Source organism: Aliiroseovarius sp. YM-037 (assembly GCF_048060095.1).
Lineage (GTDB): Bacteria > Pseudomonadota > Alphaproteobacteria > Rhodobacterales > Rhodobacteraceae > JBLUOA01.
The window spans coordinates 226,929-242,286 of sequence record NZ_JBLUOA010000003.1 but is presented as its reverse complement, the minus strand read 5'-3'; the positions used below and the strand labels follow the sequence as shown (position 1 = coordinate 242,286).

Below are 15,358 nucleotides of genomic sequence, written 5' to 3'. Positions count from 1 at the left end.
GCGAATGCACGCACCCAATGATTCCCACATGCAAAGAGTATGGAGATGACCATGGACGCCAGCTATTCCGCCAATGATCTGAGCGATGTCGTCGAAAGCGATAAGGCCCACATCTGGCATCACCTGATTCAGCACAAGCCGTTTGAAACGAAAGATCCCAAGATCATCGTCGAAGGTAAGGGCATGCGCGTCTGGGATCAGAACGGCAAAGAACACCTCGACGCGGTCTCCGGCGGTGTCTGGACCGTCAATGTCGGCTATGGCCGCGAGACGATTGCAGACGCGGTGCGCGACCAACTTGTGAAAATGAACTACTTCGCCCAAACCGCTGGATCGATCCCCGGTTCGCGCTTTGCCGAGAAACTGACCGAAAAGATGCCGGGGCTTGACCGGGTCTACTACTGCAACTCCGGCTCTGAGGCGAACGAGAAAGCCTTCAAGATGGTTCGCCAGATCGCGCATAAGCGTTATGGCGGCAAGAAACACAAGATCTTGTTCCGCGAACGCGACTACCACGGCACGACGATCTCCTGTCTCTCAGCCGGGGGTCAGCCGGAACGCAACGCGCAATACGGCCCCTACACGCCCGGCTTTGTCGAGGTTCCGCATTGCCTTGAATACCGCAAGCAGTGGGATGTCGAAAACTATGGCGAACGCGCGGCTGACGCGATCGAAGAAGTCATCCTGCGCGAAGGCCCAGATACCGTCGGTGCCCTGTGCCTTGAGCCTGTGACCGCTGGCGGCGGCGTCATTACTCCGCCCGAGGGTTACTGGGAACGTGTGCAGGAAATCTGCAAGAAATACGATATCCTGCTGCATATCGACGAAGTCGTCTGTGGCCTTGGCCGCACCGGCAAATGGTTCGGCTACCAGCACTTCGGCATCCAGCCCGACATGGTGACGATGGCGAAAGGCGTCGCCTCTGGCTATGCGGCGATTGCGTGTCTGGTGACGACAGATGCCGTCTTTGACCAGTTCAAGGATGACCCGAGCGACGTCATGAACTACTTCCGCGATGTGTCGACCTTCGGTGGCTGCACTGCTGGCCCCGCCGCCGCGCTTGAAAACATGCGGATCATCGAGGACGAGGGGCTTCTGGACAACACCAACGCAATGGGCGATCGCTTGATGAACAACCTGCGCGCCTTGATGGACAAGCATGATGTCATCGGCGACGTGCGCGGCAAGGGTCTGTTCTGCGGTGCCGAGCTTGTCGTCGACCGCGACACCAAAGAGCCGATGGACGAGAAGAAGGTCCAAGCCGTCGTCGCCGACTGTATGGAGCAGGGCGTAATCATTGGTATGACCAATCGGTCGCTGCCGGGGTTCAACAACACCCTCTGCCTCAGCCCCGCGCTGATCGTGACGGCGGGCGAGATCGACGAGATCACCAACGCCATCGACGGAGCGCTTGGGCGGGTTTTCGGAAGCTAAGGTCAGCGAACAAGGAAGGCCGTCGCGGATTTGGGCGGCGGCCTTTTTCTGTCGGGTTGTTGGCTAGTTGGGGCGAAGCGGGTTTTTGCCGCATGGCCATCGTTGACAGCTTTGCCCTACGGACGGGAACACCTCTATATAGTGCGACTGGCAGCAATTCGAGACTGGCAGAAACTCGAATAGTGGACCGACTCGAAGCAGCATCAATTTAATATTGGTGCAACCCGTCGAAGTCGGCCTTTCCAAGCTTGATCCCACTATGCCGCAATCCAGCATAGGCCATCGTCAAGTGAAACAGCATGTTGGGCAGTGCGAAACGCGCGATGTAGTCGGCTGTAGACTGCTCAAGATTGGCCTTCCCAGCCACATGCCGCACTTGCGATGACCAATCTGGCTTGCCTACTTCATTAACCATCGCTGCAACTGCTGTATGCAGATTACGCAGAGAGGCAACGGTGCAGGGTTCGTCGATTTCGGGAACGGGCGCGCCAACCGGGAGGCAAAGTGCACGAGCGGCGAATTGGATCGCAACAGCGAGATGAAATCCCGTGTCGAAGCTGTCGGGGCTGATCTGGATGGCCATAAGTGCCTCGGCCTGAGGGTCGACCTCCAATACCGCCAGCAATTTTTCTGCCTGGCCAAGATAATGGATCACCGCGCGGACCAACGCGGTCTCTGCATTCAATGTCATGGACTTTCTCCCTTACAAATTGAGAGTCCTATTGAACATACGATCTAAAGAGTGCTGTTAGACAGCCAAAAGGCTCCGCAGTATTCGTCAATATGGACTCAAACCGACCACTCCCCAACTCCCATCTGGCCTAACCTTCCGCTATCTGATAAATCCAGATACACCGTCACATAAGACCAGATCGCATGTCCATTTCCGAAGAAACCTTCTTTCTTGAAAAGCGCTTCGAAGGCACGCTTCAAAGCCAGATTCAGCAGATGGTGGCCGAGGGTATCCTCTCCGGACGGTTTCAGCCGGGGGAAAAGATGCCATCGTCGCGCAAGCTGGCGGCGCATCTGGGGGTGTCGCGGCTGACGGTGACGCTGGCCTATAACGAGCTGATCGCCGATGACTACCTGACCTCCTCCGGGCGGTCGGGGTATTTCGTTTCGCACAGCGCGCCGCCGCCGCCGTCTTTTCCGGCCGGGCGGTCTCGCGATACGGTCGACTGGCCCCGCGCTATTGGGCGGCGCTATACCGGGGCGCGGCTGGTTGAAAAATACGTCGATTGGCAATCGTTCCGATATCCGTTCGTCTATGGGCAGGCGGACCCCGATTTGTTTGACCAGCAGAACTGGCGGCTATGCGCTGTGCAGGCATTGGGGCGCAAGGATTTCACCAGCCTGACGGCGGATTACGGCGATCAGGATGATCCGAAGCTGGTCGAATTCATCGCCCGCCACACCCTGCCCCGGCGCGGAATTCTTGCCCGGCCCGAAGAAATCCTCATCACGGCGGGCGCGCAAAACGCCCTGTGGCTCGCCGCGCAAATCCTGCTGACCCAGCGTCGCACCGCCGCGCATGAAACGCCGTGTTATCCGGGGCTGCGTGACATCCTGCATCAAACGCGTTGCCACCTGCTGCCGATCCCCGTCGATGAACACGGCCTGTCGCCCGACGCGCTGCCCGCGTCGACCGACGTGCTGTTCACGACGCCAAGCCATCAATGCCCGACCACGGCGACCATGCCGCTTGATCGACGGCACGCTTTGCTGAAGCGCGCGCGGGACGACGATTTTCTGGTCGTCGAGGATGATTATGAGTTTGAAATGTCGTTCCTCACCACCCCCTCTCCGGCGTTGAAGTCGCTGGATGAGGATGGGCGCGTGATCTATGTCGGATCATTCTCAAAATCGCTGTTTCCGGGTCTGCGGCTTGGCTACCTTGTCGGCTCACGCCCGTTTATTGAAGAGGCCCGCGCGCTTCGCGCGACGGTGTTTCGCCACCTGCCCGGCCACATCCAGAGGACGGCTGCCTATTTCCTATCGCGCGGCCATTATGACGCGCTAATCCGCCGCCTGCGCAATGCGCTTCACGAGCGGCGCAAGGTCATGGACAACGCACTGAACGATCACGGGCTTGAAATCGCGGGGGCGGCAAGCTTTGGCGGCTCTTCCTACTGGATGTCGACGACGAACGATACGCGATCCGACGACCTTGCCCGCCGCCTGAAAGAACGCGGAGTCCTGATCGAACCTGGCACCCCGTTCTTCGACCGGCCAGAGGACGGCCAATCCCATTTCCGCCTTGCCTATTCTTCGATCCCGGTTGAGCGTATCCCCGACGGCATCGCCATCCTCGCCGACGAAATGTGACGCCCCTTCCCGCGGTGCACTTCCCGCTATCTTTTTGCGGTCATCTCATGTATCAAAAACGAGATTATTAGTCTCATTTTGAAATTCACTGGATATATCCAGTGCCTTCATCTGGCCCTAGGCCAAGCGAGGCTCTGCCGCTAATTTCCGCGCGATAACATCGCTCACCGCTGCCACTGCGCATCTAGTTCGAGGACCGCCCACATGAAAATGACCACCGAAGAAGCTTTCGTCAAAACCCTGCAAATGCACGGAATCGAACATGGATTCGGGATCATCGGCTCTGCCATGATGCCGATCTCTGACCTGTTTCCGAAGGCGGGCATCACGTTCTGGGACTGCGCCCACGAAGTGAATGCCGGCATGATGGCCGATGGGTTTACCCGCGCTTCTGGCAAAATGTCGATGATGATCGCGCAAAACGGCCCCGGAATCACCAACTTTGTCACCCCTGTAAAAACCGCCTACTGGAACCACACGCCGCTACTGCTGGTCACACCGCAAGCCGCGAACAAGACGATGGGTCAAGGCGGTTTCCAGGAAGTTGAGCAGATGAACACGTTCAAGGATATGGTCGCTTATCAGGAAGAAGTCCGCGACCCGACCCGCATCGCCGAGGTGCTGAATCGCGTGATCCTGAAAGCCAAACGCGCCTCTGCCCCTGCGCAGATTAACGTGCCGCGTGATTATTGGACCCAAGTGGTCGACATCGAACTGCCCGCCATCGTCGAATTCGAACGCCCGAGCGGCGGAGAAGAGGCGATCGCAAAAGCCGCCGACCTGCTCTCCAACGCCAAGTTCCCAGTCATCCTGAACGGCGCCGGTGTTGTCATCGGTGGCGCGATCAAGGATTCCATGGCGCTGGCCGAACGGCTCGACGCGCCGGTCTGCTGTGGCTATCAGCACAATGACGCCTTCCCCGGTTCGCACCCGCTGTTTGCTGGTCCGCTTGGCTATAACGGCTCAAAAGCGGGGATGGAGCTGATCTCAAAAGCCGATGTTGTTCTGGCGCTCGGCACACGCCTTAACCCGTTTTCGACCCTGCCGGGCTACGGCATCGATTACTGGCCCAAGGATGCGAAGATCATTCAGGTCGACATCAACCCAGACCGGATCGGCCTGACCAAGAAAGTCTCTGTCGGTATCATCGGTGACGCAAAGAAAGTTGCGAATTCGATCCTCGCCAAACTGTCGGATTCCGCAGGCGACGCGGGCCGCAAAGACCGCAAGGAAATGATCGCTAAGACGAAATCCGCTTGGGCGCAGGAGTTGACCTCGATGGATCACGAGGATGACGATCCCGGCACCACTTGGAACGAACGCGCCCGCAAGGCAAAGCCGGATTGGCTGTCTCCGCGCAAAGCGTGGCGTGCGATCCAATCCGCGCTGCCGAAAGACGCAATCATTTCATCCGATATCGGTAACAACTGCGCCATCGGCAACGCCTACCCGTCCTTTGAACAGGGCCGCAAATATCTGGCACCCGGCCTGTTCGGCCCGTGCGGCTATGGCTTCCCGGCGATCACCGGCGCGAAAATCGCCTGCCCTGACGTTCCGGTTGTCGGCTTTGCCGGTGACGGCGCGTTCGGCATCTCAATGAACGAGATGACGGCAGTTGGCCGCGGCGACTGGCCGGGGATCACGATGGTTGTGTTCCGCAACTACCAATGGGGTGCTGAAAAGCGCAACACCACGCTTTGGTATAGCGACAATTTCGTCGGAACAGAGCTTGACGAAGATGTTTCCTACGCCGGAATCGCCAATGCGTGCGGGCTGATCGGCGTTCAGGCCAAGACGATGGATGAACTGACCGACGCGTTGGATACGGCGATCAAGGCACAGATGAAGGAAGGCAAAACCACCTTTATCGAAGCGCTCATCAACCAGGAACTAGGTGAGCCCTTCCGTCGCGACGCGATGAAAGCGCCGGTTGCGGTGGCTGGGATCAGCAAAGACGATATGCGCCCGCAAGCTGGCGCATAAGAACACGCAAGGCAGGGCATGAAACCCCTTCGGCAGATACTGGGGTCGGCGGCAGAGTCGTCGAAAACCATCGCACTTAGCGAAGGGGAAGATCCCCGTATCGTCGAAGGGGCGCTTAGCGCCCGTGCCGAAGGTGTGGCCCGGATCATCCTCGTCGGCGACCGGGCCGCTGTTACGGCAGAACTTGCTCGGCAGAACGCGAGCGTAGGCGATGGAATCGAGGTTCACGACCCTAACGACTCAGTACTGATTGATGAGTTCACCAACGCATTCCACGCGTTGCGCAAGCACAAGGGCGTCACACCCGAAGTGGCACGAAAATTCGTGCTACAACCGCTTGTCTACGCCGCGATGCTGGTCCGCGAAGGCCATGCGGACGGCACCGTTGGCGGCGCGGTCGCGACGACCTCTGACACCGTGCGCGCAGCGTTGCAGGTGATCGGCAAAGCGCCCGACGCGGCGCTTGTTTCCAGCTTTTTCCTGATGCTGTTCTGTGAACCGCACCATACCAATAAGGGCGCGCATATCTTTGCGGATTGCGGCCTTGTGGTGGACCCCGACGCGCAGCAGCTTGCGGATATCGCCCGCGCCTCTGCCGCGTCCTATGCCGCGCTGACCGGCGAAACGCCCCGCGTTGCGATGTTGTCTTTTTCGACCGCTGGCAGCGCCGCGCACCCGGCCGTGACCAAAGTGACCGAGGCAACCGCCCTCGCCCGCGCCGCCGCGCCGGACCTTCTGATCGACGGAGAGCTTCAGTTCGACGCTGCCTTCGTCCCTGCCGTCGCCGCGTCGAAAGCACCAACGTCGCCGCTTGAAGGCGACGCCAACGTCTTTGTTTTCCCGAACCTCGACGCCGGGAATATCGGCTACAAGATTGCCCAGCGCATCGGCAGCGCAACCGCCATCGGCCCGGTGCTGCAAGGTCTTGCCAAACCCGCCAACGACCTGTCGCGCGGGTGCACCGCACAGGACGTGCTTCACATGATCGCCGTGACCGCCGTTCAGGCGCAGCACAGCGGATAGGAACAAACGTATTGAAATGGGGCCGATAAGCAGATTCCCGGTCGCTTCTGGCGGCAATATCTGGATAGATGACCCAACGACCCGATGGAAAGAGGAACAGGCATGACCCACACCCAACCCGCCTTGGACACCTCTCCGCATGTGTCGGACGAAATCCGCAAAACCACCTGCTATATGTGCGCCTGTCGCTGCGGGATCAACGTCCATATGAAAGACGGCAAGGTCGCCTATATCGAAGGCAACCGCGATCATCCGGTGAACAAGGGCGTGCTGTGTGCCAAAGGTTCTGCCGGGATCATGCAGGTCAACGCGCCCTCCCGACTGCGCGCACCGCTGAAACGCGTCGGCCCCCGCGGGTCCGGTGAGTTTGAGGAGATCAGCTGGGACGAAGCCCTTACCCTCGCCGCAAGTTGGTTGGAGCCGATCCGCAAGGACAATCCCGAAAAGCTCGCGTTTTTCACGGGCCGCGATCAGTCGCAAAGTTTCACCAGCTTCTGGGCGCAGAACTTCGGCACGCCGAACTATGCGGCGCATGGCGGGTTCTGCTCGGTCAACATGGCCGCCGCCGGGATCTACACGATGGGCGGTGCGTTCTGGGAATTTGGCCAACCAGACTGGGACAACACCAAGTTGTTCATGATTTTCGGCGTGGCCGAGGATCACGATTCTAACCCGATCAAGATGGGCCTTGGCAAGATCAAGGCGCGCGGCGCGAAGGTAATCGGAGTTAATCCGATCCGCTCCGGCTACAACGCGATTGCCGACGAATGGGTCGGCATCACGCCCGGCACCGATGGGTTGTTCATCCTGTCCCTGATTCATGAGCTGATGAAAGCTGGCAAGGTCGACCTCAACTACCTCGCCCGCTACACCAACGCACCGGTTCTGGTTGATGCGGAAACTGGCCTGTTCTTGCGCGACGATGACGACAAGCCGCTTGTCATCGACCGCAACACCGGCAAACCCGCACCGTTCGACCAGAAAGGCGTCCGTCCCGACCTTTCTGGCACGCACCGCCACGCAGGCGTCACGCACCGCCCGGTCTTCCATCTGATGGCGGACCGCTACCTATCCGACGACTACGCGCCCGAAGCTGTTGCGGAGCGCTGCGGCATCCCCGCCGGACGTATCCGCAAGATCGCCGCCGAACTCGCCCGCGTCGCCTTTGAAGAAGCGATCGAGATCAAGCAGGAGTGGACGGACTTTCGCGGCGAAACCCACAAGACGATGGTTGGCCGCCCGGTGTCGTTCCATTCGATGCGCGGTATCTCGGCCCATTCGAACGGCTTCCAGACCTGCCGCGCGCTGCATGTGCTTCAGATCATCCTCGGCTCGGTCGAAACGCCCGGTGGCTTCCGCTTCAAACCACCCTATCCCAAGCCGATCGAAGCCCACCCGACGCCCCATTCCTACACCCAGCCCGGCAGTCCGCTGAACGGCCCGCACCTCGGCTTTCCGCGCGGTCCCGAACACCTGACCCTGAAGGATGACGGCACCCCCGCCCGCATCGACAAGGCCTTCACTTGGGAAAACCCGATGAGCGCGCATGGCCTGATGCACATGGTCATATCGAACGCCCATGCCGGCGATCCCTATAAGATCGACACGCTTTTCATGTACATGGCGAACATGTCGTGGAATTCATCCATGAACACGCGCGGCGTCATCGACATGCTGACCGATAAGGACGAAAGCGGCGAATACGTCATTCCCCGGATCATCTATTCCGATGCCTACAGTTCCGAAATGGTCGCCTATGCCGATCTGATCCTGCCCGACACGACCTACCTTGAACGCCACGATTGCATAAGTCTGCTCGACCGCCCGATTTGCGAGGCTGACGCCGCCGCCGACGCGATCCGCTGGCCGGTGATTGAGCCTGACCGCGACGTGCGCGGTTTCCAGACAGCGCTGATTCAGCTTGCCAACAAGATGAAGCTGCCCGGCTTCACTAATGACGACGGCAGCGCGAAGTATCAGGACTACGCCGATTACATCGTGAACCACCAGCGCAAGCCGGGCATCGGCCCGCTCGCCGGGTTCCGCGGCGACGGCGATCAGGTCGGTCGTGGCGATGCGAACCCGGATCAGCTTGACCGCTACATCGAAAACGGCGGCTTTTTCGTCAGCCACATCCCCGAGGGCGCGGATTACTACAAACCGTGGAACATGAAATATCAGGATTGGGCGGTCGGCATGGGCCTGTTCGATGCGCCACAACCCTATATCTTTCAGCTTTATGTCGAACCGATGCGCAAGTTCCAACGCGCCGCCGAGGGCCACGGGGATCGCCAGCCACCCGATCACCTGCGCGACCAGATCAAGGCGACGATGGACCCGTTGCCGATCTGGTATCCGCCACTCGAAGACGGCCATACCGACCCCGAGGAATATCCGATCCACGCCCTGACCCAGCGCCCGATGGCGATGTATCATTCATGGGGCACGCAAAACGCGTGGCTGCGCCAGATCCACGGGCGCAACCCGCTCTACATCCCGACAAAGTTATGGGAGGCGAACGACTTTTCCGACGGCGACTGGGCTGAAGTGACATCCCCCCACGGAACCATCACCGTCCCGGTTGCCCATATGGCCGCCCTGAACGAAAACACCATCTGGACGTGGAACGCCATCGGCAAACGCAAAGGCGCGTGGGCGCTGGATGAGGACGCGCCGGAGGCGACCAAGGGCTTCCTCCTGAACCACCTGATCCACGAACTGCTACCGCCGCGGGGCGACGGCCTACGCTGGTCAAACTCCGACCCGATCACCGGACAGGCGGCGTGGTTCGACCTGCGGGTCAAGCTGCGCAAAGTGCCCGCCCCCGCCGAACCGCTGCCCGCCTTCCCGCCGATCAAGTCGCCGGTCGGCAAGGGGCCGAAAAACCTCGCATGGAAGGTAGGGAAATGATTGTCGAAACCTACATACTCTACCTCGGCACGGTGCTCTTATTCTTCGCGCACCCGCCCGGCCCCAGCCAGCTTTTGTTCGTCGGCGGGTCACTTCAGCACGGGCTGAAAGGCGCGATGCCGATCATGGCGGGTGATCTTTCGGCCAATGCGATCCAGATCATCATCGCGGGCTTTGGCCTTGCCAGCCTTATCGCGCTGTCGGCCACCGCCTTCACCGTTCTGAAGTATCTCGGCGTCGCCTACCTTATCTGGATGGGCGTCCGCATGATCCGCGACGCGACGCGCCCTCGCAAGGCACGGCCAGCGCCTTCGCGCGGAGTTCTCTTCCGCAGCGGCTTCATGACCTCTGCGGCGAATCCCTACGCGGTCGTGTTCTTCGCGGCCCTCTTCCCGCAATTCATCAGCCTTGATGCCCCGGTTGCCCCGCAGGTCGCAATCCTTGGCGCGACTTATCTGGTGATCGACGGTGCCATCCTGATCGCAATGGGCGCCTGCGCGACCCGACTTGTCGCAGCGCTCGGGTCGAAATTCGAAAAATGGCTCAGCATCACGTCCGGCGCGGCACTGATCCTCGCCGCTATCGCCATTGGCCTGCGCGGCGAACCGGAGGCCGCTAAATGATCGACCTTCATCTTGCCAAAAATACTCTGGGGTCCGGGGCAACGCCCCGGTCCGCCCACCCGTCACACGCTCCGGAGGCCGCGACATGACCGACCTTCCAACCCATACCGACCGCAAGCTCGGCCTCGTCATTGACCTTGATACCTGCGTCGGCTGTCACGCCTGCGTCGTGTCCTGCAAAGGCTGGAATACGGAGAACTACGGTGCGCCGCTCAGCGATGTGGATGCTTATGGGGCGGAGCCTGTGGGCACGTTCCTGAACCGCATCCACTCCTACGAAGTCCAGCCAGATCAGGGGCTTGTGCAGACCGTCCATTTCCCGAAATCCTGCCTTCATTGCGAGGACGCCCCCTGCGTCACCGTCTGCCCCACCGGCGCCAGCTACAAGCGGGTAGAAGACGGGATCGTGCTGGTCAACGAACAGGATTGCATCGGCTGCGGTCTCTGCGCGTGGGCTTGCCCTTACGGCGCCCGCGAAATGGATGCGCTGGAAGGGGTGATGAAGAAATGCACGCTCTGCGTTGATCGCATCTATAACGACAACCTTCCCGAAGAAGACCGCGTTCCCGCCTGCGTCAGAACATGCCCCGCTGGGGCGCGTCATTTTGGTGATCTGGGCGACCCCGACAGCGATGTATCGCAACTTGTCGCGGATCGCGGCGGGATGGATTTGATGCCGGAGCAAGGCACCAAGCCGGTCAATAAATACCTGCCCCCGCGCCCCAAGGATACGTGGGAAGAGGTCGACATCCTCGCGCCCCTCCTGACTCCCGTGACCGAAGAACCCAAGGGCTTCCTCGGATGGCTCGACAAAGCGCTGGAGAAGCTCTGATGCACCCCGCACCGTCCGTTATTTTCTTCACCGTTTTTTCAGGCGCAGGCTTTGGCCTGCTGGCCTTTCTTGGCTTCGGAGCGCCCGACGTCAGCGGCTGGGTCGCCTTTGTGTTCTACCTGATCGCCTATGCGATGGCGGTTGGCGGGCTGGTTGCCTCAACCTTCCACCTCGGCAACCCGCAACGCGCGCTGAAGGCGTTTACCCAATGGCGCAGCAGTTGGCTGTCCCGTGAAGGGTGGCTCGCCGTTTTGGCGCTTGTGGTGATGGGTCTCCACGCGCTTGCTGTGATCTTTTTCGACACGCGGATCGCCCCGCTCGGCTGGATCGGCGCTGCGCTATCCGTCGCAGCGGTCTACGCGACCTCGATGATCTACGGGCAGCTCAAGACCGTGCCGCGCTGGAACCATCCGCTGACTAGCGTCTATTTCCTCGCCTTCGCGCTAACCGCCGGGGCGCTTCTGTCGGGGCAGGTATCGCTCGCGATTTGGCTGCTTGTCGCGTCGGGCCTGATCCAAATCGCTTATTGGTTTCAGGGTGATAAGCAGTTTGAAGCCCACGGCCACACCATCGAAACCGCCACGGGTCTCGGCAGCCGAGGAGCGGTTCGGTTGCTTGAATCACCGCATAGTGGGTCAAATTATCTGCTGAAGGAAATGGCATTCGTGATTGGCCGGAAACATGCGTTAAAGCTTCGCATGATCTCGTTCCTGCTGCTGATTATCCTGCCGATTTTTCTGCTGCTTGGCATGGGGGCAAACCATGCCTTCGCCGCCCTCGCCGTGCTTAGCCATCTGGCAGGGGCTGTCGTGTCACGCTGGTTGTTCTTTGCAGAGGCAGAGCATGTCGTCGGCCTTTATTACGACAAGCACTAACCCCTAGCTGCGCCAGTCGAAAAAGCCCTCTGGCGCGGCCTCAAGCAATCGCCTGCCCAACTCGTCGCCCAACTTCGCCGCATCCTCTACCGGCGCGGCGCCTGCTTCGACCAAACACTCCGACCCATCGGGCCGCAGGATTTCACCGCGGAAATGCACTGTGCCACCGTCAAGTTCAGCCAGGGCCGCAATCGGCGTTTCGCACGACCCGTCAAGTGCGGCGAGGAAGGCCCGCTCCGCCGCCAAGCGTTGGCCTGTGTGAAGATCGTGCAGCGGTTCCAGCAACGCAGCGGTATTGGTGTCCCCCTCGCGCCGCTCAATCCCAATCGCGCCTTGCGCGACGGCGGGTAGCATATCTTCCGGCTCAATCGGTGCCTTGGCGATATCGCCCCGGCCCAGCCGATTCAGCCCGGCCATGGCAAGGAAGGTCGCAACCGCGACGCCTTCATCCAGTTTCCGCAGGCGGGTCTGCACGTTGCCGCGAAACTCTACCACGTTAAGGTCGGGCCGCTTATGCAATAATTGCGCCCGACGCCGCAGGCTTGAGGTGCCGACAACCGCGCCCTCAACCAATTCAGCGATCCCGGACGCGTGCGGAGAAATAAACGCATCCCGCACATCTTCGCGCGGCAACAGCGTGTCTAGGGTCAGGCCCCCCGGCTGCGCAACCGGCATGTCCTTCATTGAATGAACTGCGATGTCGATGCCGCCGGACAGCAGCGCCTCTTCGATTTCCTTGGTGAACAGCCCTTTGCCGCCAAGCTCCTTCAACGGGCGATCCTGCACCCGGTCCCCGGTTGTCTTGATGACGACAACCTCGAACGCCTCTTCAGGCAGATCGAACGCGGACCGCAGGCGATTTCGCGTTTCATGCGCCTGGGCAAGCGCCAGGGGCGATCCGCGCGTTCCGATCTTTAGCGGCGTGGACGGTGTGGGTAAGGTCAATGTCATCCCCACCGTCTACCCGCGTCACAAGCGCCTGACAACACGGCTTTGGCTTGACATCGGGTCGCATGGCGGCGACCCATCGGCGGACGAACTCGGAAGGACGACATAAAATGGCGGAACAGAAAACCATCCTGAAGGCGCTCGCCGGTGAAACGCAAGCCGTGCCCCCGGTCTGGATGATGCGCCAAGCGGGCCGCTATCTGCCGGAATACCGGGCCACGCGGGCGAAGGCAGGGGATTTCCTGTCGCTGTGCTACAACCCGGAACTGGCCGCCGAAGTCACGCTTCAGCCGATCCGCCGCTATGGCTTCGACGCCGCGATCCTGTTTGCCGATATCCTGCTGGTGCCGCAGGCGCTTGGCGCGGATCTGTGGTTTGTCACCGGCGAAGGCCCGCGCCTTTCGACGTTCACCGGGTCGGATGACCTTGGCAAACTCGGCCCCGCCGACGACATCCACGAAACGCTGTCGTCGATCTACGAAACCGTCAATATCCTGACGCGGGAGTTGCCGAAGGAAACCACGCTGATCGGCTTTGCCGGTGCGCCGTGGACGGTCGCGACCTACATGATTGCCGGGCGCGGCACCCCCGATCAGGGTCCGGCGCACAAGCTGATGCAGGAGGATATCGCGACGTTCGAGGCTTTGCTCGACAAGATCACCGAAGCAACGATCCTCTACCTCTCCGCCCAGATCGACGCGGGGGCGGAGGTCATCAAACTCTTCGACAGTTGGGCCGGATCGCTGCAAGGCGACACGTTCGCCAAATACGCGGTCGCCCCGACGAAACGGATCATCGCGGCCCTCAAGGAAAAGCACCCGAACACGCCGATCATCGCCTTCCCGAGAGAGGCGGGCGATGGCTATATCGGGTTCGCCAAGGCGACGGGGGCGGATTGTGTCGCGCTCGACAACTCCGTCACGCCGGAATGGGGGGCCAAGCATGTGCAGGTCGATGGCTGCGTGCAGGGCAACCTCGCCTCTCGTCATATGGTGAGCGGTGGACAGGCCTTGATTGATGAAACCAAGCAGATCGTTAAGGCGTTCGGCAACGGACCCCACATCTTCAACCTCGGCCACGGGATTACGCCTGACGCGGACCCCGACAATGTGCAGGTTATGTTAGACGCGATCCGGGGCTAGTGGCGGGCTGACCCACAATCGACGTGCCAACAGGACGCTGGACAGCGCCACAAACGCCAGCAGAACCATTGTTGCGGCCTGCCCGATCTCAGCCCCCAGAATGCCTGCTGCGGGGTAGGCCAGCAGCCAGCACGCATGTGACAGCGCGAACTGCGCCGCGAATAGTGCCGGGCGATCGACATCCTCGGCGGATCGTCGCAACAATCGCCCCGTCGGCGTTTGGATCGCCGAGTTCCCCGCGCCAAGCGCGAACCAAAGCAGCAGGAAAACCACCCAGACAGGCCATCCAACCGCCAGCACCCAAAGCCCGGCAAGCATCAACAGCCCGGCAGAGACCGTCGCCCCCGTCAGCATGACTCTCCGATCCGAAAGCTGATCAAGCACTCTCGGCAACACAAGCGCGGAGAGCATTGATCCGCCACCCGCCGCCGCCAGTGCCATCGCGAATTTCGTGTCCCCTCCGCCATAGGCCACGCGCACGATGACAACCGTGTTGACGATCATCACCGCACCGACCGACGACACCGCCATGTTCAACGCCAGCAGCCCGCGCAGGCGCGGCGTCGCAAGGTAAATGCGGCTGCCATGCGTGACCCGGTCGATGAATCGGCGCTGTTGGGTCACGACGGCCTCGGGCAGATTCGCACCAAAAACCAGAAAAGCCGAGGCAAGGAAACCGAGCGTCGTTCCAACGAATAACGTCGAATACGTCACGACCAACAGCAACAGCCCCGCCAGCACCGGGCTGATCAGGTTTTCGATGTCATAGGCCAGCCGAGACAGGCTAAGCGCTCGCGTGTATTCACCCTCATCGTCGAATATCTGCGGGATGATCGCTTGAAAGGTCGGGGTGAACGTCGCGGACGCGGCCTGAAGCAGGAAGACCAGCAGGTAAATCTGCCAAACCGTTTCGATGAATGGTAAACACAGCGCAGCAGCCGCCCGCACCAGATCGGCCGCGATCAATACGGTCTTTCGCGGAAGGTTTGCGACGGCGGCGGTCAGGAACGGACCAAGCCCGACATAGGCGAGCATCTTGATGGTCAACGCGATTCCAAGCACCCGCCCCGCGTCTCCACCCGCGATGTCATAGGCGATCAGGCCAAGCGCGATGGTCAACAACCCGGTCCCCAGCAACGCCACCAACTGCGCGGAAAACAAGCGGGCATAGGTCGGATTGCGAAGGATGGCGAGCATCAGGTGCGGGCTTTCACTCAGGTTCGCCCATTCCTACACGGATGCTTTGGGCGGGCAAGGCCGCGG

Annotated in this window: 12 protein-coding genes; 9 read left to right on the top strand and 3 right to left on the bottom strand. The window is 60.7% G+C overall.

The features are described from left to right. Positions 1-51: 51 nt before the first annotated feature. Entirely contained in the window at positions 52-1,434 is a 1,383-nt protein-coding gene (locus ACEWPJ_RS14410) for an aspartate aminotransferase family protein (RefSeq protein WP_416513864.1), read from the top strand. Positions 1,435-1,642: 208 nt separating this feature from the next. Here ACEWPJ_RS14410 and ACEWPJ_RS14405 read toward each other — a convergent pair whose 3' ends face one another. Continuing rightward, positions 1,643-2,125, bottom strand: coding sequence for a DUF1993 family protein (locus ACEWPJ_RS14405; protein ID WP_416513806.1), 483 nt, complete (start codon positions 2,123-2,125; stop codon positions 1,643-1,645). Positions 2,126-2,310: 185 nt separating this feature from the next. Between ACEWPJ_RS14405 and ACEWPJ_RS14400 the strand changes: the two genes are divergently transcribed. The 7 genes from ACEWPJ_RS14400 to ACEWPJ_RS14370 all read left to right on the top strand — a co-directional run bounded on the left by ACEWPJ_RS14400 (position 2,311) and on the right by ACEWPJ_RS14370 (position 12,005). Beyond that, positions 2,311-3,759, top strand: a complete 1,449-nt coding sequence (locus ACEWPJ_RS14400) for a PLP-dependent aminotransferase family protein (protein WP_416513805.1) — start codon at positions 2,311-2,313, stop codon at positions 3,757-3,759. A 204-nt stretch (positions 3,760-3,963) separates the two neighbouring features. Further along, positions 3,964-5,742 (top strand): sulfoacetaldehyde acetyltransferase, encoded by a 1,779-nt coding sequence (gene xsc, locus ACEWPJ_RS14395; protein WP_416513804.1) that lies wholly within the window; start codon positions 3,964-3,966, stop codon positions 5,740-5,742. Positions 5,743-5,760: 18 nt separating this feature from the next. Then, complete coding sequence (gene pta, locus ACEWPJ_RS14390; protein WP_416513803.1) at positions 5,761-6,765, top strand: phosphate acetyltransferase; 1,005 nt, start codon at positions 5,761-5,763, stop codon at positions 6,763-6,765. Positions 6,766-6,867: 102 nt separating this feature from the next. Next, positions 6,868-9,675, top strand: coding sequence for a molybdopterin oxidoreductase family protein (locus tag ACEWPJ_RS14385; protein WP_416513802.1), 2,808 nt, complete (start codon positions 6,868-6,870; stop codon positions 9,673-9,675). Beyond that, entirely contained in the window at positions 9,672-10,298 is a 627-nt protein-coding gene (locus ACEWPJ_RS14380; protein ID WP_416513801.1) for a LysE family translocator, read from the top strand. The genes ACEWPJ_RS14385 and ACEWPJ_RS14380 overlap by 4 nt, the downstream gene beginning before the upstream one ends. A gap of 85 nt (positions 10,299-10,383) precedes the next feature. Continuing rightward, a complete protein-coding gene (locus tag ACEWPJ_RS14375; protein WP_416513800.1) occupies positions 10,384-11,130 on the top strand; it encodes a 4Fe-4S dicluster domain-containing protein in 747 nt (248 codons plus the stop codon). Then, on the top strand, positions 11,130-12,005 hold the full coding sequence (locus ACEWPJ_RS14370) for a dimethyl sulfoxide reductase anchor subunit family protein (protein ID WP_416513863.1): 876 nt from the start codon (positions 11,130-11,132) through the stop codon (positions 12,003-12,005). Before ACEWPJ_RS14375 ends, ACEWPJ_RS14370 begins: the two co-directional genes overlap by 1 nt. Before the next feature lie 3 nt (positions 12,006-12,008). On the opposite strand, the gene hemC is transcribed toward ACEWPJ_RS14370, so the two are convergent. Continuing rightward, positions 12,009-12,956 (bottom strand): hydroxymethylbilane synthase, encoded by a 948-nt coding sequence (gene hemC / locus ACEWPJ_RS14365; protein WP_416513799.1) that lies wholly within the window; start codon positions 12,954-12,956, stop codon positions 12,009-12,011. Positions 12,957-13,063: 107 nt separating this feature from the next. Here hemC and hemE point away from each other — a divergent pair, with 107 nt between their 5' ends. Next, complete coding sequence (gene hemE, locus ACEWPJ_RS14360; protein ID WP_416513798.1) at positions 13,064-14,095, top strand: uroporphyrinogen decarboxylase; 1,032 nt, start codon at positions 13,064-13,066, stop codon at positions 14,093-14,095. Here hemE and ACEWPJ_RS14355 read toward each other — a convergent pair. Beyond that, complete coding sequence (locus ACEWPJ_RS14355) at positions 14,075-15,292, bottom strand: MFS transporter (RefSeq protein WP_416513797.1); 1,218 nt, start codon at positions 15,290-15,292, stop codon at positions 14,075-14,077. The two genes, hemE and ACEWPJ_RS14355, sit on opposite strands and share 21 nt — an antisense overlap. Positions 15,293-15,358 lie beyond the last annotated feature (66 nt).

What these genes read in the sequence shown, in the direction of transcription:
- ACEWPJ_RS14410 (WP_416513864.1), top strand. Translation starts at nt 52, where the DNA reads ATGGACGCCAGCTATTCCGCCAATGATCTGAGCGATGTCGTCGAAAGC.
- ACEWPJ_RS14405 (WP_416513806.1), bottom strand. Translation starts at nt 2,125, where the DNA reads ATGACATTGAATGCAGAGACCGCGTTGGTCCGCGCGGTGATCCATTAT.
- ACEWPJ_RS14400 (WP_416513805.1), top strand. Translation starts at nt 2,311, where the DNA reads ATGTCCATTTCCGAAGAAACCTTCTTTCTTGAAAAGCGCTTCGAAGGC.
- xsc (WP_416513804.1), top strand. Translation starts at nt 3,964, where the DNA reads ATGAAAATGACCACCGAAGAAGCTTTCGTCAAAACCCTGCAAATGCAC.
- pta (WP_416513803.1), top strand. Translation starts at nt 5,761, where the DNA reads ATGAAACCCCTTCGGCAGATACTGGGGTCGGCGGCAGAGTCGTCGAAA.
- ACEWPJ_RS14385 (WP_416513802.1), top strand. Translation starts at nt 6,868, where the DNA reads ATGACCCACACCCAACCCGCCTTGGACACCTCTCCGCATGTGTCGGAC.
- ACEWPJ_RS14380 (WP_416513801.1), top strand. Translation starts at nt 9,672, where the DNA reads ATGATTGTCGAAACCTACATACTCTACCTCGGCACGGTGCTCTTATTC.
- ACEWPJ_RS14375 (WP_416513800.1), top strand. Translation starts at nt 10,384, where the DNA reads ATGACCGACCTTCCAACCCATACCGACCGCAAGCTCGGCCTCGTCATT.
- ACEWPJ_RS14370 (WP_416513863.1), top strand. Translation starts at nt 11,130, where the DNA reads ATGCACCCCGCACCGTCCGTTATTTTCTTCACCGTTTTTTCAGGCGCA.
- hemC (WP_416513799.1), bottom strand. Translation starts at nt 12,956, where the DNA reads ATGACATTGACCTTACCCACACCGTCCACGCCGCTAAAGATCGGAACG.
- hemE (WP_416513798.1), top strand. Translation starts at nt 13,064, where the DNA reads ATGGCGGAACAGAAAACCATCCTGAAGGCGCTCGCCGGTGAAACGCAA.
- ACEWPJ_RS14355 (WP_416513797.1), bottom strand. Translation starts at nt 15,292, where the DNA reads ATGCTCGCCATCCTTCGCAATCCGACCTATGCCCGCTTGTTTTCCGCG.